Below are 24,863 nucleotides of genomic sequence, written 5' to 3'. Positions count from 1 at the left end.
CCATTCTCAATTATCATCCGCGCATCTTTCCTGACCAGCAATGCGAAAACCATGTCCGCCACCGCCACCTCACCTCACGACGCCCTGTCGCGTCTGTATGCGACCCACCATTCCTGGCTACAGGGCTGGCTGAGACGCAGGCTGGGGTGCGCCTTCGACGCGGACGATCTGGCGCAGGACACCTTCCTGCGCATTCTGAAAAGCGATGCGGCCGCTGCGGTCCGCGAACCCAGGGATTTTTTGGTTACCCTCGCCAAGCGGGTGATGGTCGATTTCTTCCGCCGCAAAACGCTGGAGCGCGCCTATCTGGAAATGCTGGCGCTGATCCCGGAAGCTTGCGCCCCGTCGCCGGAGCAGCGGCAGTGCCTGCTGGAAAGCCTGCAGCAGATCGACGGCATGCTCGACGGGCTGGGGCCAAAGGTGAAGCAGGCCTTTTTGCTGTCGCAGCTGGAAGGCCTGAGCTATGCCGACATCGCCCTGCAGCTTGGGGTTTCCGTCAGCTCGGTTAAAAAATACATGGCCAGGGCCACTGAACACTGCCTGCTGTTCGCCCTGGAAAACGACGCCTTCCGATGAACACCCCAATCACCCCCGAACAGCGCCAGGCGCTGAAAATGGCCGCCCAGTGGTTCGCCCTGCTGTGCGACGAAAACGCCGGCGCGCGCCAGCGGCAACAGTGGCGGGCCTGGCATCAACAGCATGAAGACCACCGCTGGGCCTGGCAACGCGTCGAGGCGTTGCAAAGCCAGCTGCAGGACATGCCGGGCAAGTTCAGCTACCGCACGCTCGAGCAGGCCGGCAAACAGGCGGCGTTGGATCGCCGCGCCCTGCTGAAAAGCCTGCTGCTGTTGCTCGGCGTGGGCGGCGGCTGGCTGGGTTACCAATCGCCGCTGGGCCGCGAGCTGCGCGCCGACTACCGCACCGCCACCGGCGAGATCAAACCGGTGGTGCTGAGCGACGGCACGCAGATGGTGCTGAACACCGCCAGCGCGGTCGACGTGCATTACGACGCACGGCAACGGCTCATTCGCCTGCACGCCGGCGAAATCAGCCTGATTACCGGCCGCGACGCCCGGCCGCTGTGGGTAGAAAGCCCGCAGGGCGCCATGCGCGCACTCGGCACCCGCTTCCTGGTGCGCGAGAACGGCGGCGAAACGCGGCTGACGGTGCTGGAACATGCGGTCGAAGCCCAGCTGGCGCAGCGGCCGCAGGAGAAGCGCCTGATTAACGCCGGTGAACAGGTTAGCTTCAGCGCCGGAGCCTTCGAGGCGAAACAGCCCGCGGCGGTAAGCGACGGCTGGACTCGAGGGGCGATCAGCGTCAGCCAGTGGCGGCTGGATCGGCTGGTTGCCGAACTGGCTCGCTATCGCCACGGCCGCCTGAGCTGCGATCCGGCGGTCGCCGGCCTGCGCGTCAGCGGCAGTTTCCCGCTCAACGACACCGATCGCGCCCTGGCCCTGCTCAGCCAGACGCTGCCGGTGCGCCTGCAAAGCTTCACCCGCTACTGGCTGCAAATCGTCCCCGCCTGAACTTTTTAAATGAAAATGATAAAAAATCGCATTCTTGATTGTCCCTTTCCGTTTTTCATTCGACTCCAGATAAAACACTGCAGCAATAATGAAAACGATTCGGGAGAAGCTATGCACAATTCTTGGGGAAAACGGGTGAAACCTTTGGCGATCGCCCTCGGGCTGGCCTTCGCCTCACCGCTGATGGCCGCCAGCTACAACATCCCGGCCGGTGAACTGGACGGCGCATTGAACGCCTTCGCCGCCCAGGCCGGCCTGGCGCTGTCGGTCGAGGGTACGCTGACCGCCGGCAAACGCTCGCCGGGGCTGAGCGGCAACTACGGCGCCGACGACGGCCTGAATGCGCTGCTGGCCGGCAGCGGCCTGCAGGCCAAAGCGCTCGGCAATCGGGGCTATACGCTGGTCAAGCTGCCCGCGCCGCAGAAAGAAGAAGACATCAGCGTGGTCGGCGACTGGCTGGCGGAAGGCCGCCAGATTGACGTGTTCGAACATCCCGGCGCCCGCGATGTGGTGCGCCGCGAAGAATTCGCCAAAACCGGCACCACCACGCTGCGCGAAGCCCTGAACCGCGTGCCCGGCGTGGTGGCGCCGGAAAATAACGGCACCGGCAGCCACGATATGGCGCTGAACTTCGGCATTCGCGGCCTCAACCCGCGCCTGGCCAGCCGCTCGACGGTGCTGATGGACGGCATCCCGGTGCCCTTCGCGCCCTACGGCCAGCCGCAGCTGTCGCTGGCGCCGGTCTCGCTCGGCAATATGGACGCGATTGACGTGGTGCGCGGCGGCGGCGCGGTGCGTTATGGGCCGCAAAGCGTCGGCGGCGTGGTCAACTTCGTGACCCGCGCCATTCCGAAAACCTTCGGCATGGCGGCCGGCATGCAGGGCCAGCTCAGCCCGACCTCCCGCCAGGATCATCCGAAAGGCACCGGCAACCTGATGATCGGCGGCACCGCCGACAACGGCCTCGGCGCGGCGCTGCTCTACTCCGGCACCCGCGGCAGCGACTGGCGCGAGCACAGCGCCACCAAAATTGACGACGTGATGCTGAAGAGCCGCTACGCCCCCAACGAGGCGCATACCTTCAACAGCCTGTTGCAATACTACCAGGGCGAGGCGGAGATGCCGGGCGGCCTTAGCCGGGCGGACTACAACGCCAACCCGTTTCAGTCGACCCGCCCGTACGACAAATTCTGGGGCCGCCGCCAGTTGGCGAACTTCGGCTATCAGTACCAGCCGGACCAACAGCACAAGTTCAACGTGCAGAGCTTCTATACTTACACCCTGCGCAGCGGCTATTTGGATCAGGGCAAAAACCTGACGCTCTCGCCGCGTGAATACTGGGTGCGCGGCGTGGAACCGCGCTACAGCCAAAGTTTCCGCTGGGGTTCATCGGCCCATGAGGTCGGCGTCGGCTACCGCTATGTCAGCGAGTCCACCCACGAGCTGCGTTACTACAGCAAGGCCAGCGGCGGCAAGCTGCCTTCCGGCAACGGCCCGTACGACCGCGACACCCAGTCCGGCACCGAGGCGCACGCCTTTTATATCGATGACCGCATTGATATCGGCGACTGGACCATCACGCCGGGCATGCGCTACGAGCACATCACGTCGTATCAGAACAACCACATCAAAAACAACCGCCTGGACGTCAGCTACAATGCCCCGCTGCCGGCGCTTAACCTGATGTATCACCTGAACGAATATTGGAATCTGTACGCCAACACCGAAGGCTCGTTCGGCACCGTGCAATACAGCCAGATGGGCAAAGCGGTGGACAGCGGCAATATCGAACCGGAAAAAGCGCGCACCTGGGAACTGGGCACCCGCTACGCCGGCGATGCGCTGACCGGCGAGATCGGGCTGTTCCTGATCAACTTCAACAACCAGTACGATTCCAACCAGGTGACCGACAGCGTCACCGCGCGCGGCAAGACCCGCCACGCCGGGCTGGAGGGCAGCCTGCGTTACGATCTGGCGCCGTTGACGCCGCAGCTGGAGGACATGACGATTTACGCCAGCTACGCCTACGTCAACGCCACCATCCGTGAGGACGGCGCTTACCGCGGCAACCAGGTGCCGTTCTCGCCGAAGCACAAGGGCACGCTGGGACTGGACTATACTCCGGGCAACTGGGCGTTTAACCTCAACGGCGAGTTCCAGTCCAGCCAGTTCGCCGACAACGCCAACACCGTGGCGGAAAGCGCCGACGGCAGCACTGGCCGCATCCCGGGCTATCTGCTGTGGGGCCTGCGCGCCGCCTATGATTTCGGCCCGGAAATGGCCGGCCTGAACCTGGGCGTTGGGGTGAAGAATCTGTTTAATCATCAATATTTCACCCGCGCCTATGACGACAACAACAAGGGTCTGTACGTCGGCCAACCGCGCACCGTCTATCTGCAAGGCTCGGTGAAGTTCTAAGCCTCCGGCGGGCGCGCCTGCTGCGCCCGCTAATTATCACCCGCTTAACCTCTTTTTAACCCGTGGCCGATGCGCTATGCTCGAAAATTCTTCCGGCGCCAAAATTTTTGAAACGGGATTTCTTTTATGCCTGCAGTTTGCCTGAGCTCCGCCCGGAGCCTGCCTCTATGAGCCTTTTTTCCCGCGCCAGCGCGTTGCCGCTGCTGGTGGCCGGCGCCATGTTTATGGAAAACCTCGACGGCACGGTGATCGTCACCGCCATGCCGCAGATGGCGGCCTCGTTCGGCGTGCAGCCGGTGGACATGAACATTGGGGTTTCCGCCTATATTCTGGCGCTGACGGTGTTCATTCCCGCCAGCGGCTGGATCGCCACCCGTTTCGGCGCCCGCGCGGTGTTTTCTGCGGCGGTGGCCATCTTCACCCTGGCGTCGATCCTCTGCGCGCTCAGCCCCAGCCTGCCGCTGTTTACCGCCGCGCGCATTCTGCAGGGCTTCGCCGGCGCGCTGATGGTGCCGGTCGGGCGGCTGATTGTGTTACGCAACACCGCCAAGCCGGACCTGATCAAAGCCATCGCCACCATTACCTGGCCGGCGCTGGTGGCGCCGATCCTCGGGCCGCCGGTGGGCGGTTTTATCACCACTTACGCTTCCTGGCATTGGATCTTCATTCTTAACGTCCCGCTCGGGCTGCTGGCCCTGCTGCTGGCTGCGCGGCTGATCCCGAGGGAGGCCCCGCAGCCCGGCACGCCCTTCGATATGCCCGGCTTTCTGTTGACCGGCGTCGCCTGCTTCGGCCTGATGTTCGGGCTGGACCTGATCAGCCACCCGCAGCTTTCCTGGCTGGTGCCGGTGCTGTGCGTCGGCGGCAGCCTGGCGCTCGGGCTGCTGGCGGTGCGCCACGCCAAACGCAGCCCGCACCCGCTGGTGGAGCTGTGGGCGATGCGCATAAAAAGTTACGCCGTCACCATATGGGGCGGCACGCTGTTCCGCATCGCCATCGGCGCGGTGCCTTTCCTGCTGCCTCTGATGTTCCAGCTGGCGTTCGGCCTCAGCGCATTCGACGCCGGGCTGCTGGTGCTGGCGGTGTTCGCCGGCAACCTGGTGATGAAACCCTTTACCAGCGCGGTGCTGTTTCGTTTCCCGTTCCGCACCATCCTGGTGGGCAACGGGCTGCTGAATGCCGCCACCATTTTCGCCTGCGCCTTGCTCACGCCGCAGACCCCGACCTGGCTGATTCTGGCGCTGCTGTTTGTCAGCGGCCTGACGCGCTCGATGCAGTTCACCGCCCTTAACACCCTGGCGTTCTCCGAGGTGCCGCAGCCGAAAATGAGCGGCGCCAACACCCTGTTCAACATGATGCAGCAGTTGGGCTGCGGGTTGAGCATCGCCTTCGGCGCGCTGGCGCTGCGGCTGGCGGAGATGCTGTTCCCCGGCCACGCCGCCGCCGTGCCGCTGGCCGATTTCCAACTGGCGTTTGCCGCCATCGGCGTTATCGCCCTGTTGGCGGTGGTGGACAGCGTTACCCTCAACCCGGACGCCGGCAACGAAATCCGCCAGAAAAAATCGGTTTCCGCGCCGCGGGCGCCGAGCCTGCCGCAAAAATAAGTCGCATCTGTCGCCAATCCACGTAGTATCAACGATCCGCCTCATTTTTTCGGGGGCGGATTTTTGCCGTTTTGGCCTGAAAAGCGAGGTAATAATAATGAATCACAGTGACCTTTCTCAGTGCCGCGTTGACACCGACCGTTTGTTGATTGCCCCTTTTACCGCAGCAGACGCCGACGATGTTTACCAGGCGATTACCCCTACCTTGACGCGCTTTATGAATTTTGAGCCGGAAGAGTCGCCGGAGGCGTTCGCCAATGTCTGGCAGGGCTGGCTGCCGCTGATCCGCGAAGGCGAGGAAGTGATTTTTATCGCCCGGCTGCGCGAAGGCAAGCAGTTCGTCGGCGTGGGCGGGGTGCACAATCTGCACAGCCACACGCCGGAGCTGGGCATCTGGGTGAAAGAGAACCTGCATGGCCAGGGCTATGGCCGCGAGATCGTACAGGCGATGGCGCTGTGGGCCAGCGAACGCTACCGGCCGCAGCACTTCCTCTACCCGGTGGCCGAGCAGAATACCGCCAGCCGCCGCATTGCGGAATCGCTCGGCGGCGTAGTGGCCGGAAAGCGTGAAAACATCAAGTACGACTGCGTCGTCTACCAGGTACCGCCACAGCTGTAACCCCTCCGCGGGGCTGCTGTCCAGCCGGCCCCGCTTGCCCCTTTTTCGCTTTCCGCCGCGATAACCGCTGCCACTGCGTACGGGTTTATGCTAATGATATGCGCATGTAGGTAAAAACAGTTGAGGAACAGCAACATGATCATTTTTGTCACCGGCGCTACGTCCGGTTTCGGCGAAGCTATCGCCCGCCGTTTCATTCGCGAAGGCCATCAGGTTATCGCCGCCGGCCGCCGTATCGAGCGCCTGGAAGAGCTGCAGGATGAACTGGGCGCAGCGCTGCATATCGTGCGCCTCGACGTGCGCAACCGCGCCGCCATTCAGCAGGCGATTGAAGCACTACCGGCCGCGCTGCGCCAGGTCGACGTGCTGGTCAACAACGCCGGGCTGGCGTTGGGATTGGAACCGGCGCACAAGGCCAACGCCGACGACTGGGAAACCATGATCGACACCAACGCCAAAGGCCTGGTGAACATGACCCGCGCCCTGCTGCCCACCATGGTGGAACGCAATATCGGCCACGTGATCAACATCGGCTCCACCGCCGCCAACTGGCCGTACGCCGGCGGCAACGTTTATGGCGCCACCAAGGCGTTCGTCAAGCAGTTCAGCCTCGGCCTGCGCGCCGACCTGCACGGCACGCGCATTCGCGTGACCGACATCGAACCTGGCCTGGTGGGCGGCACCGAGTTCTCCAACGTGCGTTTCAAGGGCGACGACGGCAAGGTGAGCAAAACCTACGAAGGCGCGGACGCGCTGACGCCGGAAGACATCGCCGAGTCGGTATTCTGGGTGGCGACCCTGCCGGCCCGCGTCAATATCAACACGCTGGAAATGATGCCGGTCAGCCAGTCCTTCGCCGGGCTGAGCATCCACCGCGAGTCCTGATCCCATGCGGCGGGCACTCCCCGCCGCCTTACCCTCAGGCCGCGCGCCAGCCGGAAACGATGATCAGCATCCCCGCCAGCGCCACGCCGGCGCCGAGCCAGTCCAGCGCCGACAGTTTCACCCCGTCCACCACCCGCAGCCACAGCAACGCCGTCGCCACATAAACCCCGCCATAGGCCGCATAAACGCGCCCGCTGGCCGCAGGATGCAGCGTCAGCAGCCAAACGAACAGCATCAGGCTGGCCGCCGCCGGCAGCAACAGCCAGGCGCCGGCGCCCTTCTTCAGCCATAAATAAGGCAAGAAACAGCCGATAATCTCGGCCAGAGCGGTAGCGAAAAACAGCAGCGTGGTTTTCAACATCGGAATCGGTTTTCTCTCGGTTAATTAAACGAAACGGCGCTTAACTGGTGCAGTCTAAGACCAGGATGGTATATTTATCGGCACGCCTGCGGGCGAGGTTATGCCGGTGCCGCCGTCATCAGGCCGCACTAACTCATAAGGATGAAACGATGAAAACACTTTTGACCCAACGCCTGCTGCCGGTCGCCTTGCTGGCGCTGCTCGGCGCCTGGCAGGCCCCGGCGCTGGCCGCCAGCTGCACCCAGGGCAGCACCTGTGTCACCGTCGACGGCAAAGGCAGCGGCGCGATGAGCACCGAAGAAGCGCGCCAGAGCAAAGAACAGTGGAATGATACCAAAACCCTGCGCCATAAGGTCAATACCCGCGTAGAGAAGGAGTTCGACAAGGTCGATCGCGCGGCGGATGACGAAGATCGCTGCAACGACAGCGCCAACGTCAACGCCTACTGGGAGCCGGGCACCCGCAAATGTCTGGATCGCCAGACCGGGCGTCGGATTAATCCTTAATCGGCGCGATACGGGCCGCAGGCGTTAAATTCCCGCGCCGCGGCTGCTATCCTGATAAAGGAAGTTCATTGTTAAATAAGGACGAACCGATGAAAAAAGCGCTTGTATTAGCGGCTCTGTTACTGGCCGGCGCACCGCTGGCGGCCCTGGCCTCCTGCGAAAGCGTGAAGGCGGACATTTCGCAAAAGATCGTCAAGAACGGCGTTCCCGAATCCGGTTTCAAACTGGACATCGTGCCTAACGATCAGGCCGATCAGGCCGGCGGCCTGGTGGTTGGCCACTGCGAAAACGACACTCAGAAGATTGTCTACACTCGCCTGAGCAATGGCGACGAAGGTGGTGACGCGGCGCAGGCCGGCACCAGCCAGGACAGCAAGAACGCACAGTAACCCGCACTTCGGGGCGCGCCATGGCTGCGCCCCCTCGATCTACGCCTGCTCCGCCTCTTCCCCCTCGCCTTGCGGCCTGCAGCGCGCCGGTATCAGCATCGCCGCCGCCAGCGCCAACAGTGAAATCATCGCCGACGCCAGGAACACCCAGTGCAGCGAAGCCGCCACCTGCTGCGTCATCAGCGCCAGGCTGTCCGCCCCCATGGCCTGGCGCGCCGCCGGCTCCATCAACTGCTGCACCGGATCGGCGGTCTGCGGCAACCGCAGCTGCAGATTGAGGTTGAGCGTGGCCCCCAGAATGGCGGTGCCGACTGCCGAACCCACCATGCGGGTAAATACCGTACAGGCGGTGGCGATGCCGCGAATGCTGTAGTGCGCCGCGTTTTGCACCGACACCAGGAAGGTGGTGTTGCACAGGCCCATGCCGGCGCCGACCATAAAGGCCGCTACCCGGCCCCACAACAGGCCGCCGCTCGGCTGCAGCATCAGCAGGATCAGCCCGCCGGCCGCCAGCAGCAGCGCCCCCAACAAGGCGGTGGTGCGGTAAGAGGTCATCAGCATCAGGCGGCCGCTCAGCGTACTGGCCAGCGGCCAGCCGATCGACATCAGCGCCAGCGTGGTGCCCGCTGCCAACGGCGTGCCGCCCATGACGCCCTGAATAAAGGTCGGCAGAAAGGCGCTGATGCCCATCATCGCCGCGCCGATCACCAACCCGCCGATATTGCCGGCGACGATCACCCGGCTTTGCCACAGCGCCAGCGGAAACAGCGGTTCGGCGGTGCGGCGCTCCTGGCGGATCAGCAGCGCCAGCGCCGCGGCCGACAGCGCCAACAGCGGCGCCACCCACCAACCGAGACTTTCCATCTGCAGCAGCGCCAGCAGCAGTGCCGACACGAACAGCGTCAGCCAGGCGGTGCCCGCCAGATCCAGCGCATGCTTGCGCAGTTGCTGATGGGCGGGCAGATAGCGCCAGAGGAAAAGCATCGCCAGCAGGCCGATAGGCAGGTTAACCCAGAACACCAACGCCCAGGGCAGATGCTGCACGATAAAGGCGCCCAACAGCGGGCCGATGATCGCCGACACGCCCCACACGCTGGACAGGTAGCCCATGACCTTTGGCCGTTCGGTAGCGCTGTAGATGTCGCCGATGATGGTGGAGGCGATAGGCATGATAGCCCCCGCCCCCAGCCCCTGCAGCAGGCGGAAACCGATCAGCCAGTACATGTTCGGCGCGAAACCGCACAGCACCGATCCCAGCAAAAACAGCGTGGCGCCGAAGAAGAACACCCGTTTGCGGCCATAGAGATCGGCCAGCCGCCCATAAATGGGAATGGTGATCGCCTGCGACAGCAAATAGACCGCAAACACCCACCCCAGCAGCGAGAAGCCGCCCAGATCGCCGATAATGGTCGGCATGGCGGTGGCGACGATGGTGGCTTCGATCGCCGACATAAACATCGCCAGCATGCAGGCGATGAGGATCAGCGGACGGTGGGCGATGGGGGCAGATACGGCGTTAGTCGTCATGGCGTTAGGGTTCGATCCGGCATTTTGTTTTCAGCAGATTATACCAGCAAGCGCAAGCGCGCCGTTACCGGCGTCCACTTCTCTGTTTTTATTGATGAAAAACGCACCATTTGAACTGATAGTTACGGCGTAACGCATGAGCTGCGAAATTTTTTCAATTGCGCTTATCCCAGCGCTGATGCGGCCTGAGGCCAAAATCGGCGCCTGGGCAATCGCCCAATATTGGCCATAAAACTTGTCATGCAAAACAAGGGGATGCTATACCTTTTCCTAGCCGCGGCCTTTGGGCTTCGTGCTTTCCTTAGTTAAATTATCAGCATCTTATGCTGATAAACTCACATATTGAGCCGCCTTTCAGCATGCTATGCCGAAGGCACCCTGCGCTCGATATCGCAACCCCATGCGAAACGCCCGTTTTGTACCGCCACGCCGCCTGCGGCAGTGGGTAACGATCAGAGTGGAACCGTGCCGCGCCGTCGGCCATTCCGCGCAACGGAGGACGCAACATCATGCAAACGTCAGCGCAATACCAGCGCCTGGCCCTCGGCGGCCTGCTGTTTTTCGCCGTCATCGCCCTGCTGGTGTACGGCATTGGCTGGGATACCCTTAAGGAGCGCCAGGAGGATCTGGTGTATCTCGGCAAACAGCATATGTTTTTGGTGGGCTGTTCGATGCTGCTGTCACTGCTGGTCGGCATCCCCAGCGGCATTCTGCTGAGCCGCCCATTCGCCCGCAGCTGGGCCGAATACGTGATGCAAATTTTTAACGTCGGCAACACCCTGCCGCCGCTGGCGGTGCTGGCGTTGGCGATGGTGATCATCGGCATCGGCGACAAACCGGCGGTAGTGGCGCTGTTCCTCGCCTCGCTGCTGCCCATCGTGCGCAACACCTATTCCGGGCTGTGTTCGGTGCCGCCGGCGCTGATCGAGGCGGCCAACGGCATCGGCATGACCGCCGGCCAGCGGCTGCGCCAGGTTGAGTTGCCCAATGCGCTGCCGGTGATGTTGTCCGGGGTGCGCATCGCCATGGCGATCAACGTCGGCACCGCTCCGCTGGCGTTCCTGATTGGCGCCAGCAGCTACGGCGAACTGATCTTCCCGGGCATCTACCTGAATGACTTCCCCACCCTGATCCTCGGGGCCGCCGCCACCGCGCTGATCGCGCTGCTGCTCGATCTGGCCATCGCCGGCCTGGGCCGCTGGCTCAGCCCGCACACCGCATCCTGACAGGAGAAAACGCTATGGCGACATGGTTGCAACGAACCCGCAACGCACTGCTGCTCTCCCTGCTGTGCATCAGCGCCGGCAGTTGGGCCGCGCCGTTAACCCTGGCCAGCAAGAACTTTACCGAGCAGCGCATTTTGTCGGCCATCACCGTGCAATATCTGCAGGCCAAGGGCTTTCAGGTACAGCCGAAAACCAACCTGGCGACGGTAATCACCCGCAATGCGATGATTAACAAGCAGATCGACATGACCTGGGAATACACCGGCACCTCATTGATCATCTTCAACCACATCAATCAGCGCATGACGCCGCAGGAAACCTACGACAAGGTGAAAGAGCTCGACGCCAAACTCGGCCTGGTGTGGCTGCAGCCGGCGGACATGAACAACACCTATGCCTTCGCCATGCAGCGCAAACGCGCCGAACAAGAGCACATCAGCACCGTTTCGCAACTGGTGGCGAAAATCGAGCAGGTGCGCAAAACCGACCCCAAACATAACTGGATGCTCGGGTTGGATCTGGAGTTCGCCGGCCGCTCCGACGGCCTGAAACCGATGCAGCAGCTGTATAACATGCCGCTGGATCGCCCGCAGATCCGCCAAATGGACCCGGGGCTGGTGTACAACGCCATTCGCGACGGCTTCGTCGACGCCGGGCTGGTGTACACCACCGACGGCCGGGTAAAAGGGTTCGATCTGCAGGTGCTGGAAGACGACAAGGGCTACTTCCCCAGCTATGCGGTCACCCCGGTGGTGCGCGCGGAGGTGCTGAAAAATACCCCGGGGCTTGAGCAGGCGCTGAACACGCTGTCCAAACAGTTCAATAATCAGGTAATTACCGAGCTCAACGCCAAAGTCGATATCGAATATCAGACGCCGCAACAGGTCGCCGATGCGTTCCTGAAGCAGCGCGGCCTGATCTAGGAGGCATGATGGACACCTTAATCTACGCCTGGCAAAACTGGGCTTACGTCGCGGGGCTGACGCTGGAACACCTGATGCTGGTCGGCGTCGCCGTCGGCCTGGCTATCCTGATCGGCGTGCCGCTCGGCATCCTGATCGTTCGCCACAAGTGGCTGGCCGCGCCGGTGCTGAGCCTGGCCACCATAGTGCTGACCATTCCCTCCATCGCCCTGTTCGGGTTGATGATCCCGCTGTTTTCGCTGGTCGGCCACGGCATCGGCTCTGTGCCGGCGATCACCGCGGTATTTCTGTATTCACTGTTGCCGATCGTGCGCAACACCCATACCGCGCTGGACAACCTGCCGGGCGGCCTGCGCGAAGCCGGCCGCGGCATCGGCATGACCTTCTGGCAGCGCCTGCGCTGGGTGGAAATTCCGGTGGCGCTGCCGGTGATTTTCGGCGGCATCCGCACCGCCGTGGTGATGAACATCGGCGTGATGGCGATCGCCGCGGTGATCGGCGCCGGCGGCCTTGGCCTGCTGTTGCTCAACGGCATCAGCAGCAGCGATATCCGCCAGCTGATTACCGGCGCGGTGATGATCAGCCTGCTGGCGATCGCGCTCGACTGGTTGCTGCACCGCTTGCAAATTGCGCTTACGCCAAAGGGGATTCGATAATGATTAAGTTGGAAAATCTGACCAAACAGTTTGCCCAAAAGAACGGTAAAACCTTTAACGCCGTCGACAACGTCAGCCTGGAGGTGCCGGAAGGCGAAATCTGCGTGCTGCTCGGCCCTTCCGGCTGCGGCAAAACCACCACGCTGAAAATGATCAACCGGCTGATCGCTCCCAGCAGCGGCACCATTCTGATCAACGGCGAAGACACCAGCGGGCTGGATACCGTCAGCCTGCGGCGCAAAATCGGCTATGTCATCCAACAGATCGGCCTGTTTCCCAACATGACCATCGAGGAGAACATCACCGTGGTGCCGCGCATGCTCGGCTGGGACAAAAAACGCTGCCGCACGCGGGCCGAAGAGCTGATGAGCATGGTGGCGCTGGATCCGCAACGTTTCCTGCACCGCTACCCGAAGGAAATGTCCGGCGGGCAGCAGCAGCGCATCGGGGTGATCCGCGCTCTGGCGGCCGATCCGCCGGTGCTGCTGATGGACGAACCCTTCGGCGCGGTAGACCCGATCAACCGCGAGACCATCCAGAATGAGTTTCTTGATATGCAACGCCAGCTGAAGAAAACCGTGATGCTGGTCAGCCACGATATTGACGAAGCGCTGAAACTGGGCGACCGCATCGCGGTGTTCCGTCAGGGGAAAATCGTGCAAAACGCCAGCGCCGACGAGCTGTTGGCGCGGCCGGCAGACGAATTCGTCGCGTCCTTCGTCGGCCAGGATCGTACGCTAAAACGCCTGCTGCTGGTGCAGGCCGGCGACGTGGCCGACCAACAGGAAACCGTGACGGTGCGCAAAGAGACCCCGCTGGCGCAGGCCTTCGGGCTGATGGACGACCTCGACGCCCGCTCGGTGACGGTGGTCGACGAGGACGGCAGGCCGCTGGGGTACGTCAAACGCCGTGAAGCGCGCGGCGCTCAGGGGATCTGCGCCGACAGCCTGCACCGCTTCCGCGTCTCCGCCCGGGCGGAAGAAAACCTGCGCGTGGTGCTGTCGAAGCTGTATGAGCACAACACCTCGTGGATGCCTATCGTCGATGAAGAAGGCCGCTACAGCGGCGAAATCTCGCAGGATTACATCGCCGACTACCTCAGCTCCGGCCGCACGCGCCGGGCGTTGAACCCGCAATAACGCCGCCGGGGGCGCCCGCCGCCCCCGCAATCCCGCCATCGCGCAAAGATTCGCTGGCCTTCGGCCGGGCCGCCAAGCACAATGTTCGCCGACCCTTTCATTTTTCACCAAATTTTGCCGACGCATGAAAAGATTGGTCCACCTGCACCACTATCGCGCCCTGCTGCGCAGCCTGTTTATCGCCGTGTTTCTCGGCATTGCCGCCGCATTTGCCGTTTGGTTGTTCCACCGCTCGATGATTGGCCTGGAGTGGCTGCTGCTCGGCAACGCAGACGGCAGCCTGGTGGCCGCCGCCGCCGCGCTGCCCGGCTGGCGGCGTGCGCTGACCCCGGCGTTGGGCGGCCTGGCGGCCGGTCTGCTGCTGTTTATCTACCAACGCTACCGGCAGCAGCGGCCGTCGGCACCCACCGACTATATGGAAGCGATCGAAACCGGCAACGGCAAGCTGGACATCAACGCCAGCCTGGTGAAGTGCCTGGCGTCGCTGCTGGTGGTGTCGAGCGGCAGCGCCATCGGCCGCGAAGGCGCGATGATCCTGCTGGCGGCGCTGGTGGGCTCGGTATTCGCCCAGCGTTTTACCCAGGAAAAAGAGTGGAAGCTGTGGGTCGCCTGCGCCGCCGCCGCCGGTATGGCCAGCGCCTATCACGCCCCGCTGGCGGGCAGCCTGTTTATCGCCGAGATCCTGTTCGGCACCCTGATGCTGGCCTCGCTCGGCCCGGTGGTGATCGCCGCCGTCAGCGCGTTGCTGATGACTAACCTGCTCAACGGCGGCCAGGCGCCGCTGTATCTGGCGGCGCCTTTGCCCGCCCCCTTGCCGGTGCAATATGCGCTGATGGCGCTGATGGGCGTAGTGGCCGGCGCCTGCGGCCCGCTGTTCCTGTGGGCGATGTCCGCCACCGGCCGCGCATTCCGCTCGCTGCGGCTGAAGCCGCCGTTGCAGCTGGCGCTGGGCGGATTGATCGTCGGTTTGCTTTCCTTGCTGTTCCCCGAGGTGTGGGGCAATGGCTACAGCGTGGTGCAGTCGCTGCTCACCGCACCGCCCGGCGTGTTGCTGCTGGGCGCCATTCTGCTGTGCAAACTGTTGGCGATCCTCGCCAGCAGCGGTTCCGGCGCGCCCGGCGGCGTGTTTACCCCAACGCTGTTTGTCGGCGCCGCGCTCGGCTCGGTGCTAGGCCAACTGTTCGGTTTCTGGCCGGAACTGGGGGCGGCGGTGCCGCTGCTGTTGGCGCTGACCGGCATGGCGACCCTGTTGGCCGCTACCACCCATGCGCCGATCATGGCGGCGCTGATGGTCTTCGAGATGACCGGCGAGTACAGCCTGTTACCCGGCATCCTGCTGGCCTGCGTGATAGCCACGACGGTTTCGCGCGGGCTGCGGCCGGTCTCGGTTTATCACAACGCCTGAGGGGCGAGCAGCGTGGAGATGTCGAGGTAGTGCGCCAGCTCGCGCTGCTCGGCGCGCGGCAAATAGGGGATCTCCCCCAGCAGCGGCGCGGGAATGCGCTGCTGCAACGCGGCGATAGTTTCGGCGTAGTGCGCCAACCCCGGATTGATGCGGTTGGCTACCCAACCGATCAGCGGCAGGCCGTCGTTGATGATCGACTGAGCGGTCAACAATGCATGGCTGACGCAGCCCAGCTTGATGCCCACCACCAGCACCACCGGCAGTTGCTCCTGCACCACCCATTCGGCGTAAGGGCGCAAATCGTTCATCAGCACCCGCCAACCGCCGCTGCCCTCCACCACCACCGTATCCGCCTTGGCGGACAAATCGCGCAGCCCGCTGCTCATCAACCCGTAGTTAATGTCGTCGGTGGCGTGAGCGTGAAACACCTCGTCCAGGCAGGTAATGGGATTGATTTCGCCGTATGACAGCGGCAAGGTCGAGGATGCCTGCAAAACCAAAGCGTCTTTATTGCGAATGCCTTCGCTGGTTTCCTGGCAGCGTGCGGCGATCGGCTTATAGCCGGCCACCGAGCGGCCATTCGCCGCCAAGGCCTGCAACAACGCGCGGGAAACGACGGTTTTACCGACGTCGGTATCCGTTCCTGTAACAAATAAACGCTTTAACATGACTGTAATGCCCCGGAATGCTCCGTTAACCAAAGTGTCGCCAATGCTGCGGCGAGGAAGTCGAACGGGAAAATTCTAGGGGATGCGGCCGGTGCGGGGCTTGAGATAGCTCAATCTTTTGTCGTTAATTAATAAGAAGTTCTGATGTTAGCCCTGTAACAGCTGCACCAACAGCGAACCGTTGTACAGCGCTTCTTTGACCAGCGCCGCGCCGGGCATGGTGCCCTGATTGAAGAACTGGGTAGGCTCGACCTGCAGCTGCTCGCTGTAGGCCGGCAGCGACTGCTGACGAATGCAGGAGGCGATGGCTGGGTGCAGAATTTCCGCCGCGCGGTTCAGCGGTGAACCCACCAGGATTTTCTCCGGGTTGAACAGGTTGACCATGATCGCCAGAATGCGCCCCACGCTGTGGCCAACGCCGAGGATGATGTCCCGGGCCAGCTGATCGCCCGCCAGCGCGGCGTCGCACAGCGATTCAACCGTCAGCGGCGCGCCGTGCAGGCTGGAGCTCATCGAAGAACCGAGGCGCTGCTGGGCGATTTCCAGCATGTTTTCAATGCTGGCGACGGTTTCCAGGCAGCCGTGGTTGCCGCAGTAACAGCGTTTGCCGTAGGGATCGACCTGGGTGTGGCCAATTTCCACCACCCGGTGACTGCCGCCGTGCAGCACGCGGCCGCCGGTAATCACCCCGGCGCCGACGTTATGATCGATAACCACCTGAATGACGTTTTGGCTGCCGCGCGATGCGCCGTACAACGCCTCCGCCATCGTCCAGGCGCTGATGTCGTGCTGCAGGTAGACCGGCAGGCCGGTACGGGTTTCCAACGCCGGGCCGAGCGGCATCTCCAGCACGTCATAGAACGGCATGCGATGCACCACGCCGGACGCCACGTCGATAATGCCCGGCAGCGTAATGGCGATGGCCGTCAAGCGTTCGAGTTTGCTCTGGTGGCGGATAAAGAACTGGTCGACTTCGGAGAGGATGCGTTTCAGCAGCGGATCGGGATGTTCGGCCGCCAGCGGCAGCTGTTCCTCCACCACCAGCTTGCTGCTGAGATCGCGCAGCGCCAGGGTGATGCTGCCGCGGCTGATGCGGGCGGAAAGGTAATGCCAGGCTTCGGTGTCCAGCACCAGCCCCACCGCCGGCCGGCCGCGGCTGCCGATTTCCTGGTACTCGGTTTCTTTGACCAGATGCGCTTCCAGCAGCTCGCGCACGATCTTGGTGATGCTGGCGGGTGCCAGCTGCGCGCGCTTTGACAGTTCGATGCGCGAAATCGGGCCCAGCTGATCGATTAGCCGGTAAACCGCTCCCGCATTGGTCTGCTTGATTTGATCGATATGTCCAGGCTGCCCAACCGCAATCACACACCTGCTCCTGCTATTTTTCGCGCTTCTAAATAAAGACTATCGGCTATGGTGGGGCTTTTGTAATACAGCGTCAACTATTTGATTCGTTATGTGATTTGCTGCACAAATTCACTGCATTTTACCGCCGGATCGCGGTTTATTTGCTCAGGGAAGCATTAGCGCCATCAGCGATTTGGCCGCGGCGGTCAGCGGCCGTTGGCGATGATGCACTAACCACACCTCGGTCACCGCATCCGGCTCGGCCAGCGGCAGATATTTTACCCCATCGATCCGCACCCGGCTGAAAGACGCCGGCAGAATAGAAACGCCCAACCCGGCGGCCACCAGGCCGATAATGGTCATCGCCTCACCCACTTCCTGAGTGATATAAGGCGTAATGCCCGCCCTGCTCAACAGCAGCAGGATTTCATCGTACAGCGCGGTGCCGACTTCGCGTGAAAAAAACACGAATGGCTCTTCGGCCAGATGCTGAAAGCGCAGCGCGCCGGGCGCCAACCGGCTCAGCGGATGCCCTTCCGGCACCACCGCCACCAGCGGCTCGCACAGCAGCAGATGATGCCTGAGCGCGTCCGGCAGGCGGGTATTGCGCATCACGCCCAGATCCAGCTCACCGTTCAGCAAAGGTTCGATCTGTTGCTTGGTGTTGATTTCGCGCATTTTAATGTGCACCTGCAGATGCTGCTGCCGGAAGGCCCGCAGGCTGCGAGACACCACGCTGATAAAGGGCGCGGACGAGGTAAAGCCGATGGTCAGCTCGCCCAGCTCGCCGCGCTCCAGCCGTGCCGCCTTTTCCGCCGCGCGCGCCACCTGATCGACCACCTGATAGGCCTCTTTAAGGAACATTTCTCCGGCCTGAGTCAGGCTGACGTTGCGGTTATTGCGCGCCAGCAGCCGCGCGCCGACCATCTCCTCCAATGCCTGGATCTGCTGGCTGAGCGGCGGCTGGGAGATGCGCAGCCGTTCCGCCGCACGGCCAAAGTGCAACTCTTCCGCCACGGCGATGAAATAGCGCAGGTGTCTCAGCTCGATATTCATACTTAAAACGTCTTAATTTGAATTATTAATATATTAGACAAAAAAATGCCTGCTCCCTATCATTTTGTTAACCAATAAGTGTCTGTTGATCTCTCCCGATGTTCGGTAAGGAAACGCTGTGACAACCCCTGTGCGTTCTGCGGCTGCAATGCCGTCGACGCTGGCCGCCAATGATGACGCGGCCGCTGCGCCAAAAGTGAAGCGATCCACCCTCAACAACAAGCTCCCCTATATTGAACGCGGCACGCCGCAATTTATGCGCGTGACCCTGGCGCTGTTCTCCGCCGGGCTGGCGACTTTCGCCCTGCTGTATTGCGTGCAGCCGATCCTGCCGGTGCTGTCGCAGGACTTCGGCGTTTCGCCGGCGGAAAGCAGCCTGTCGCTCTCGGTCTCCACCGGCCTGCTGGCGATTGGCCTGATGTTCACCGGCCCGTTGTCCGACGCCATCGGCCGCAAGTCAGTGATGGTGGTGGCGCTGTTGCTGGCGGCGATCTGCACGCTAATCTGCGCCTTTATGACCAGCTGGCACGACATTTTGCTGATGCGCGCCCTGATTGGCCTGTCGCTGAGCGGCGTGGCCGCGGTCGGCATGACCTATCTTAGCGAAGAGATCCACCCGAGCTTTGTCGCTTTCTCGATGGGGCTGTATATCAGCGGCAACTCGATCGGCGGCATGAGCGGCCGTCTGGTCACCGGGGTACTGACCGACTTCTTCTCCTGGCGCATGTCGCTGGCGGTGATCGGCCTGTTCGCCCTGGCCGCCGCCTTTATGTTCTGGCGCATTCTGCCCGCCTCGACGCATTTTCGCGCCAGTTCGCTGCGCCCGCGCACCCTGCTGATCAATTTCAGGCTGCACTGGCACGATAAAGGGTTGCCGTTGCTGTTTGCCGAAGGTTTTCTGCTGATGGGCAGCTTTGTCACCCTATTCAACTACATCGGTTATCGGTTGCTGACGGACCCTTACCACCTTAGCCAGGCTATCGTCGGCCTGCTGTCGGTGGTGTACCTCACCGGCTCCTACAGCTCCCCCAAAGCCGGCGCGCTGACCTCGCGCTTTGGCCGCGGCCCGGTGCTGCTGGTCTCCATTATCATTATGCTGATCGGGATCCTGATTACCGCGTTGGCGCCGGTGACGGTGATATTTATCGGCATGATGTTGTTTACCGCCGGCTTCTTCGCCGCCCATTCGGTAGCCAGCAGCTGGATCGGTCGCCGCGCGCGCCGCGCCAAAGGCCAGGCTTCATCGCTGTATTTGTTCTGCTATTACGTCGGCTCCAGCGTCGCCGGCACGCTCGGCGGCGTGTTCTGGCACAGCTTCGGCTGGAACGGCGTGGTGGCGTTCATCAGCGGCATGCTGCTGCTTGCCCTGCTGGTCGTGCACTACCTGAAACGCCTGCCGGAAGCGGCGCGCGTTTAACGCCATCCCCGCCCCCTCCCGCATGAGGGGGCCTTCGCCCATGTTTCCCTGCCAGGCTTGGACCACGCGAGAGCTGCCGTCGTCTCGTTTGCCGATGTTGCCCTTCCGTTTGTTAGGTTCATATAGTATGTTGTAACTAAAGTGGAGGTAAAAATGGGCAAGCACGACTTAATTGGCCGAATGAACGCCTGCTTCAATGCGTTGGAACAGGCGCTCGGCGCGCTGCAGCAGCACATCACGCCGTTGCGCCTGCTGGCGGCGCGGGTGTTCAGCCTGCCGGAAATCGAGAAAGGCCATGAGCACCAGGCCATTGAACGCATCGCCGTGGAACAACACCTCGGCCAGGCGGCGCGCGATCTGGCGCTGGAACACTACCAGCGGCTGTTTATCCACCACAACCGGCAAAACGTCAGCAGCAAGGCCGCCGTGCGCCTGCCCGGGGTGATCTGCCTGGCGGCGGAACGGCCGGAGTATTTGGCGCTGCAGGCGCAAATTGCGCTGATTAACCGGCTGAAGGCCGAGCTGGAGCAGATTATTACCCAGGAGTCCGGGTTGGCGCCCGAGCAGCGTTTCGAGTTTGTGCACACCCACCTGCACGGCCTGATCACCCTCAGCGCCTACCGCACCCTCACCCTGCTGACCAATCCGGATTCGGTGCGCTTCGGCTGGGCCAACAAACACGTCATCAAGAACGTCAAACGCGACGATGTGCTGGCGCAGCTGGAGAAAAGCCTGAAGGCCGGCCGCGCCGTGCCGCCGCATACTCGCGAGCAGTGGGCCGCGCTGGTCAGCCGCGAGATCGACGACGTCGGCCGCCTGCCGCAGCACGCAGCGCTGAAGATCAAACGGCCGGTGAAGGTGCAGCCGATCGCCCGGGTGTGGTACCAGCAGCAGCAAAAGCAGGTGCAACACCCTTGCCCGCTGCCGCTGATCGCCCTGTGCCAGGTGGAAAACGGCGCGGCGGTGCCGAAGATTGGCGAGCTGCTCGACTACGACGCCGCCGCGGTAAAGCACCGCTACAAGCCGGAGGCCCGGCCGCTGCGGCTGCTGGTGCCGCGCCTGCACCTGTATACCGACGCGCCTACTCGCTGAGGGTATAGACCCGCAGGCGGTGGCCGTCCGGATCCTGCGCCACGAAACTGTAGCCGAAGTCCAGCGCCATCGGCGGCTGGGCGATGGTCAGCCCCATTTCACGCCACTGATTGTAGAGCGCATCCACCTGCTGCGGCTGCTCGCACATAAAGCACAGTTCGCCGCCGCCACCGCCCGCCGTCGCCGCGGGCACTACCGTATGTTTTGACCATATCCCCAGTTTAAAGCCGTTGTGCAACACAAACAGCGCAAAGGTGGCGGACAGCTCCACCGGCGCCTGCCCCAGCAGCCGCTGATAAAAGGCCGCGCTGCGTTGCGGGTGGTCTGCGTACAGAATGATCATGCCGGGCGTCGTCATCATAAAGTCCTTATGGTTGAGGGGAACCGGCCGGCTCCCGCTAGCCACAGACTAAAACGCCCTGCTGACAGTTTATGGCAGCAGGATGGCAGGGCTGCGCGTCAATGAATGCCCTCGCTCTCGCGCCATTCTTTAAGCAGCCGGCGGCGGCCGCGCGGATAGCGCTGCGCCAGCGGCGTGGCCTGGCTGATGCGATCGAGGCGAAAATGGCGGAATGCCTGGCGCAGTTCGCACCAGGCGATCAGCACCTGCACCTGTTCGAAATACCCCAGCGCAAACGGCCACAGCGTGCGCTCGCTGTCTTCTCCCGCCAAAGTGAGATAGCGCACCGCCAGCTTGCGCTCCTGGCGGATAACGTCGCGGATCATCACCCGCATTTCGTCCCGCGCTTCCGGCGCCTGGACCGGGCCAATCAGCAGCGTGTTGGCGTCCAACTCCTCGCGCAGCGCCGCCGGCAGCACGCCGGCGATCTTGGCCAGCGCGTTGTCGGCCGCCCCGGCCAGCTGGCTGTCGCCGCGCCGGCTGACCCAACGCATGCCGAGCACCAACGCTTCGATTTCTTGCTGCGAAAACATCAACGGCGGCAGCGTAAAGCCCGGTCGCAGCACGTAGCCCACGCCCGCCTCACCGGCAATGTCCGCCCCCTGCTGCTGCAGCGTCGCGATATCGCGATACAGCGTGCGCATGCTGATCCCCAGCGCCTGCGCCAGCGCGTGGCCGGCCACCGGATAGCGATGGCAACGCAGCAGTTGCATCAGGTCAAGCAGGCGCTGAGTGCGCGACATAATGCTTCTCCATAAAAAAAGGGCTTACCTCAGTAAGCCCTTAGTCACGCCCGCAGGCAATTATTTCTTCATGCTGCCGACCATATCTTCCGGGCGCACCCACTGGTCGAACTGTTCTTCGGTGAGATAACCCAGCTTCAGCGCCGCGGCTTTCAGCGTCAGCCCTTCCTTATGCGCCTTCTTGGCGATTTCCGCCGCCTTGTCATAGCCAATATGGGTATTCAGCGCGGTCACCAGCATCAGCGACTCGTTCAGCAGTTGCGTGATGCGATCGCGGTTAGGTTCTATCCCCACCGCACAGTGCTCGTTGAAGCCCTGCATGCCGTCGGCCAGCAGGCGAATGGATTGCAGATAGTTGTGGATCACCATCGGGCGGAATACGTTCAGCTCGAAGTTGCCGGAGGCGCCGCCGATATTGACCGCCACGTCGTTGCCCAACACCTGGGCGCACAGCATGGTCATGGCTTCGCACTGGGTCGGGTTGACCTTGCCCGGCATGATAGAGCTGCCCGGTTCGTTCTCAGGGATAGAAATTTCACCGATGCCGCAGCGCGGGCCGGACGACAGCCAGCGCACGTCGTTGGCGATCTTCATCAGCGAAGCCGCCAGCCCCTTCAGCGCGCCGTGGCCGTGCACCAGCGCATCGCAGGTCGCCAGCGCTTCAAATTTGTTGGGGGCGGTGACGAACGGCTGTTGGGTCAGCTCCGCCAGGGCTTTGGCGACGCGCACCGCGTATTCCGGGTGGGTATTCAGGCCGGTGCCGACCGCGGTGCCGCCCAGCGCCAGCTCGCAGATATGCGGAATGCCGGCTTCGATATGCTGCAGGTTATGCGCCAGCATCGCCGCCCAGCCGGAAATCTCCTGGCCCAGCGTCAGCGGCGTGGCGTCCTGCAGGTGGGTGCGGCCGATTTTAACGATGTCACGGAAGGCTTCGGCCTTGTCGCTCAGGGTCTTGTGCAGCACCTTCAGCTCGGGGATGAGGTGCTCGCGCACCGCGATCACCGCCGCCACGTGCATCGCGGTAGGGAATACGTCGTTGGAACTTTGGCTTTTGTTGACGTCGTCGTTCGGATGCACCCGCCGCTCTTCTCCGCGCACGCCGCCCAGCAGCTCGCTGGCGCGGTTGGCCAACACTTCGTTCATGTTCATGTTGGTCTGGGTGCCGGAGCCGGTTTGCCAGATAGACAGCGGGAATTCGTCGCTATGCCGATCCGCCAGCACTTCATCGGCGGCTTTGATGATGGCGTTGCCGCGCTCGGCGGGCAGCAGGCCCAGATCCATATTCACGGCGGCGGCGGCGCGCTTGGTCAGCGCCAGCGCATGGATCAGCGCGGTCGGCATCTTCTCGGAAGAGATGCGAAAATGCTCCAGAGAACGCTGGGTCTGCGCCCCCCATAGCCGGTCGGCCGGTACTTCGATGGGCCCCATAGAGTCTTTTTCAATACGAACGGCTGCCATCTCTGTCTCCTTTGCACAATGCCTATAATGTAGGGTAACGCCAACGCGCTTATGCCCGCTGGCACGCTCATCCAGTATAGTGACATAATAATTATTCGCATTAAGAGAGTTTTATCTCGCACCAGGCACATAATGATCATCCGCCGCCCGTCTTTTGAGAGGCCCGCTATCAGGCTATACTGCGCTGAACCCATTATTTGATCGCGCCCCGCTTCATCGCCGCGGAAACGGGGTATGATGGCTGCTTGCAGGTTGTATTTTTAACCGTATAAAATCAGCCAGTTACTCGGCGAACGCAAAGGATGTTGACCAAGATGCAAAAAATGACCAACTCGGTGCAGAACTACGCCTGGGGCAGCCAAGATGCGCTGACCCAACTCTACGGCATCGCCAATCCCGATGGGCAACCGATGGCCGAGCTGTGGATGGGCGCACATCCGAAAAGCCCTTCCCGCGTGGCGGACGGCAACGGCGGCCTGCGTTCGCTGCGCGAACTGATCGATGAAGACCAGCCAAAGCAGCTGGGTGCCGAGGTCGCCAGCCGCTTTGGCGAGTTGCCATTCCTGTTTAAAGTGCTGTGCGCCGATCAGCCGCTGTCTATCCAGGTTCATCCCAGCAAAAGTTCAGCCGTTGCCGGCTATGCCAAAGAAAACGCCGCCGGCATTCCGCTGAGCGCGCCCGAACGCAACTACAAGGACGCCAACCACAAGCCGGAGCTGGTGTTCGCCCTGACGCCGTTCCTGGCGATGAACGGCTTTCGCGAGCTGGCCGACATCGTCTCGCTGCTGCAGCCGATCGCCGGTGCGCACCACGATATCGCCGCCTTCCTGCAGCAGCCGGATACCGCGCACCTGGCCAGCCTGTTCGCCGCCCTGTTGGCGATGAGCGGCGAGCAGAAGTCGCTGGCGCTGGCGGTGCTGAAAGCCGCCTTGAATAACCAACAGGGCGAACCCTGGGACACCGTGCGCTTTATCGCCGGTTTCTACCCGGACGACAGCGGCCTGTTTTCGCCGTTGCTGCTGAACGTGGTGCAGCTTGAGCCGGGCCAGGCGATGTTCCTGTACGCCGAAACGCCGCACGCTTACCTGAAAGGCGTGGCGCTGGAGGTGATGGCCAACTCCGATAACGTGCTGCGCGCCGGCCTGACGCCGAAGTTCATCGATATTCCGGAGCTGTTGGCCAACCTGCAGTTCCGCCCGCAGCCGGCTTCCGGCCTGCTGACCCAGCCGGAGCAGCGCGACAATGCGCTGTTCTTCCCGATCCCGGTAGAAGACTTCGCCTTCTCGCTGCACGATCTGAGCGCGGCGCCCCAGGCGCTGGCGCAGCACAGCGCGGCCATCGTATTTTGCGTCAACGGCGAGGCGGTGCTGGAAAAACAGGGGCAACGGCTGGTGCTGAAACCGGGCGAATCCTGCTTTATCGGCGCTTTTGAGTCGCCGGTCAGCGTCAGCGGAAATGGGCGTATCGCCCGGGTTTACAACCAGCTATCCTGATA

The 24,863-nt window shown here is 62.6% G+C and carries 25 protein-coding genes; 16 read left to right on the top strand and 9 right to left on the bottom strand.

What is annotated here, in order from left to right; all coding sequences use genetic code 11:
• The first annotated feature begins 51 nt into the window (after window positions 1–51).
• The 6 genes from fecI (at window position 52) to ydfG (ending at window position 7,055) form a co-directional block, all read left to right on the top strand.
• Complete coding sequence (gene fecI / locus KHA73_RS11630; protein WP_234591015.1) at window positions 52–576, top strand: ferric citrate uptake sigma factor FecI; 525 nt, start codon at window positions 52–54, stop codon at window positions 574–576.
• Entirely contained in the window at window positions 573–1,529 is a 957-nt protein-coding gene (gene fecR / locus KHA73_RS11625) for a ferric citrate uptake sigma factor regulator FecR (RefSeq protein WP_234591013.1), read from the top strand. The genes fecI and fecR overlap by 4 nt, the downstream gene beginning before the upstream one ends.
• A 111-nt stretch (window positions 1,530–1,640) precedes the next feature.
• The gene (gene fecA / locus KHA73_RS11620; RefSeq protein WP_234591011.1) at window positions 1,641–3,947 is read left to right on the top strand and encodes a TonB-dependent Fe(3+) dicitrate receptor FecA; all 2,307 of its coding nucleotides are present in this window, start codon (window positions 1,641–1,643) and stop codon (window positions 3,945–3,947) included.
• Window positions 3,948–4,114: 167 nt separating this feature from the next.
• Entirely contained in the window at window positions 4,115–5,551 is a 1,437-nt protein-coding gene (locus tag KHA73_RS11615) for an MFS transporter (RefSeq protein ID WP_234591009.1), read from the top strand.
• Window positions 5,552–5,648: 97 nt separating this feature from the next.
• Window positions 5,649–6,170 carry a GNAT family N-acetyltransferase gene (locus KHA73_RS11610; RefSeq protein WP_234591008.1) on the top strand — a complete coding sequence of 174 codons (522 nt, stop codon included), beginning with the start codon at window positions 5,649–5,651 and terminating at the stop codon, window positions 6,168–6,170.
• A gap of 135 nt (window positions 6,171–6,305) precedes the next feature.
• The gene (ydfG, locus tag KHA73_RS11605; RefSeq protein ID WP_234591006.1) at window positions 6,306–7,055 is read left to right on the top strand and encodes a bifunctional NADP-dependent 3-hydroxy acid dehydrogenase/3-hydroxypropionate dehydrogenase YdfG; all 750 of its coding nucleotides are present in this window, start codon (window positions 6,306–6,308) and stop codon (window positions 7,053–7,055) included.
• A 34-nt stretch (window positions 7,056–7,089) separates the two neighbouring features.
• On the opposite strand, the gene KHA73_RS11600 is transcribed toward ydfG, so the two are convergent.
• Complete coding sequence (locus KHA73_RS11600; protein ID WP_234591005.1) at window positions 7,090–7,416, bottom strand: YnfA family protein; 327 nt, start codon at window positions 7,414–7,416, stop codon at window positions 7,090–7,092.
• 149 nt (window positions 7,417–7,565) lie between these two features.
• Here KHA73_RS11600 and KHA73_RS11595 point away from each other — a divergent pair, with 149 nt between their 5' ends.
• Both KHA73_RS11595 and KHA73_RS11590 read left to right on the top strand, forming a co-directional pair.
• Complete coding sequence (locus KHA73_RS11595) at window positions 7,566–7,922, top strand: DUF1283 family protein (protein WP_234591004.1); 357 nt, start codon at window positions 7,566–7,568, stop codon at window positions 7,920–7,922.
• Window positions 7,923–8,011: 89 nt separating this feature from the next.
• A complete protein-coding gene (locus KHA73_RS11590; protein WP_234591003.1) occupies window positions 8,012–8,311 on the top strand; it encodes a DUF1161 domain-containing protein in 300 nt (99 codons plus the stop codon).
• A gap of 39 nt (window positions 8,312–8,350) precedes the next feature.
• Here the strand turns inward: KHA73_RS11590 and KHA73_RS11585 are convergent, their stop codons facing one another.
• Both KHA73_RS11585 and KHA73_RS11580 read right to left on the bottom strand, forming a co-directional pair.
• Complete coding sequence (locus tag KHA73_RS11585) at window positions 8,351–9,838, bottom strand: MDR family MFS transporter (protein WP_234591002.1); 1,488 nt, start codon at window positions 9,836–9,838, stop codon at window positions 8,351–8,353.
• 30 nt (window positions 9,839–9,868) lie between these two features.
• Entirely contained in the window at window positions 9,869–10,084 is a 216-nt protein-coding gene (locus tag KHA73_RS11580) for a hypothetical protein (protein ID WP_234591001.1), read from the bottom strand.
• A 263-nt stretch (window positions 10,085–10,347) separates the two neighbouring features.
• Here KHA73_RS11580 and KHA73_RS11575 point away from each other — a divergent pair, with 263 nt between their 5' ends.
• The 5 genes from KHA73_RS11575 to clcB all read left to right on the top strand — a co-directional run bounded on the left by KHA73_RS11575 (window position 10,348) and on the right by clcB (window position 15,187).
• A complete protein-coding gene (locus tag KHA73_RS11575; protein WP_234591000.1) occupies window positions 10,348–11,064 on the top strand; it encodes an ABC transporter permease in 717 nt (238 codons plus the stop codon).
• Window positions 11,065–11,078: 14 nt separating this feature from the next.
• On the top strand, window positions 11,079–11,987 hold the full coding sequence (locus KHA73_RS11570) for a glycine betaine ABC transporter substrate-binding protein (RefSeq protein ID WP_234590999.1): 909 nt from the start codon (window positions 11,079–11,081) through the stop codon (window positions 11,985–11,987).
• Window positions 11,988–11,995: 8 nt separating this feature from the next.
• A complete protein-coding gene (gene osmW, locus KHA73_RS11565; RefSeq protein ID WP_234590998.1) occupies window positions 11,996–12,643 on the top strand; it encodes an osmoprotectant ABC transporter permease OsmW in 648 nt (215 codons plus the stop codon).
• Window positions 12,643–13,782: an osmoprotectant ABC transporter ATP-binding protein OsmV gene (gene osmV, locus KHA73_RS11560; RefSeq protein WP_234590997.1), complete on the top strand. Its 1,140-nt coding sequence runs from the start codon at window positions 12,643–12,645 to the stop codon at window positions 13,780–13,782. Before osmW ends, osmV begins: the two co-directional genes overlap by 1 nt.
• A gap of 124 nt (window positions 13,783–13,906) precedes the next feature.
• Window positions 13,907–15,187, top strand: coding sequence for a voltage-gated ClC-type chloride channel ClcB (clcB, locus tag KHA73_RS11555; RefSeq protein WP_234590996.1), 1,281 nt, complete (start codon window positions 13,907–13,909; stop codon window positions 15,185–15,187).
• Here the strand turns inward: clcB and bioD are convergent.
• The 3 genes from bioD to KHA73_RS11540 form a co-directional block, all read right to left on the bottom strand.
• On the bottom strand, window positions 15,175–15,855 hold the full coding sequence (bioD, locus tag KHA73_RS11550) for a dethiobiotin synthase (protein ID WP_234590995.1): 681 nt from the start codon (window positions 15,853–15,855) through the stop codon (window positions 15,175–15,177). The two genes, clcB and bioD, sit on opposite strands and share 13 nt — an antisense overlap.
• Before the next feature lie 147 nt (window positions 15,856–16,002).
• The gene (gene mlc / locus KHA73_RS11545; RefSeq protein WP_234590994.1) at window positions 16,003–17,220 is read right to left on the bottom strand and encodes a sugar metabolism global transcriptional regulator Mlc; all 1,218 of its coding nucleotides are present in this window, start codon (window positions 17,218–17,220) and stop codon (window positions 16,003–16,005) included.
• Between the two features lie 147 nt (window positions 17,221–17,367).
• Entirely contained in the window at window positions 17,368–18,258 is an 891-nt protein-coding gene (locus KHA73_RS11540; protein ID WP_234590993.1) for a LysR family transcriptional regulator, read from the bottom strand.
• Window positions 18,259–18,406: 148 nt separating this feature from the next.
• Here KHA73_RS11540 and KHA73_RS11535 point away from each other — a divergent pair, with 148 nt between their 5' ends.
• Both KHA73_RS11535 and tus read left to right on the top strand, forming a co-directional pair.
• On the top strand, window positions 18,407–19,675 hold the full coding sequence (locus KHA73_RS11535) for an MFS transporter (RefSeq protein WP_234591252.1): 1,269 nt from the start codon (window positions 18,407–18,409) through the stop codon (window positions 19,673–19,675).
• A 153-nt stretch (window positions 19,676–19,828) separates the two neighbouring features.
• On the top strand, window positions 19,829–20,767 hold the full coding sequence (gene tus / locus KHA73_RS11530) for a DNA replication terminus site-binding protein (RefSeq protein WP_234590992.1): 939 nt from the start codon (window positions 19,829–19,831) through the stop codon (window positions 20,765–20,767).
• On the opposite strand, the gene KHA73_RS11525 is transcribed toward tus, so the two are convergent.
• The 3 genes from KHA73_RS11525 to fumC all read right to left on the bottom strand — a co-directional run bounded on the left by KHA73_RS11525 (window position 20,757) and on the right by fumC (window position 23,368).
• The gene (locus tag KHA73_RS11525; RefSeq protein ID WP_234591251.1) at window positions 20,757–21,125 is read right to left on the bottom strand and encodes a VOC family protein; all 369 of its coding nucleotides are present in this window, start codon (window positions 21,123–21,125) and stop codon (window positions 20,757–20,759) included. The genes tus and KHA73_RS11525 overlap by 11 nt on opposite strands.
• A gap of 101 nt (window positions 21,126–21,226) precedes the next feature.
• The gene (locus tag KHA73_RS11520; RefSeq protein WP_234590991.1) at window positions 21,227–21,910 is read right to left on the bottom strand and encodes a helix-turn-helix transcriptional regulator; all 684 of its coding nucleotides are present in this window, start codon (window positions 21,908–21,910) and stop codon (window positions 21,227–21,229) included.
• A 60-nt stretch (window positions 21,911–21,970) separates the two neighbouring features.
• Window positions 21,971–23,368 carry a class II fumarate hydratase gene (gene fumC, locus KHA73_RS11515; RefSeq protein WP_234590990.1) on the bottom strand — a complete coding sequence of 466 codons (1,398 nt, stop codon included), beginning with the start codon at window positions 23,366–23,368 and terminating at the stop codon, window positions 21,971–21,973.
• Window positions 23,369–23,682: 314 nt separating this feature from the next.
• Here fumC and manA point away from each other — a divergent pair, with 314 nt between their 5' ends.
• Window positions 23,683–24,861 carry a mannose-6-phosphate isomerase gene (manA, locus tag KHA73_RS11510; protein WP_234590989.1) on the top strand — a complete coding sequence of 393 codons (1,179 nt, stop codon included), beginning with the start codon at window positions 23,683–23,685 and terminating at the stop codon, window positions 24,859–24,861.
• Window positions 24,862–24,863 lie beyond the last annotated feature (2 nt).

Origin of the sequence: Serratia entomophila, assembly GCF_021462285.1 — a bacterium.
GTDB lineage: Bacteria > Pseudomonadota > Gammaproteobacteria > Enterobacterales > Enterobacteriaceae > Serratia > Serratia entomophila.
Note: the sequence above shows the minus strand (reverse complement) of the source record. Positions and strands in the feature narration are given on the sequence as shown.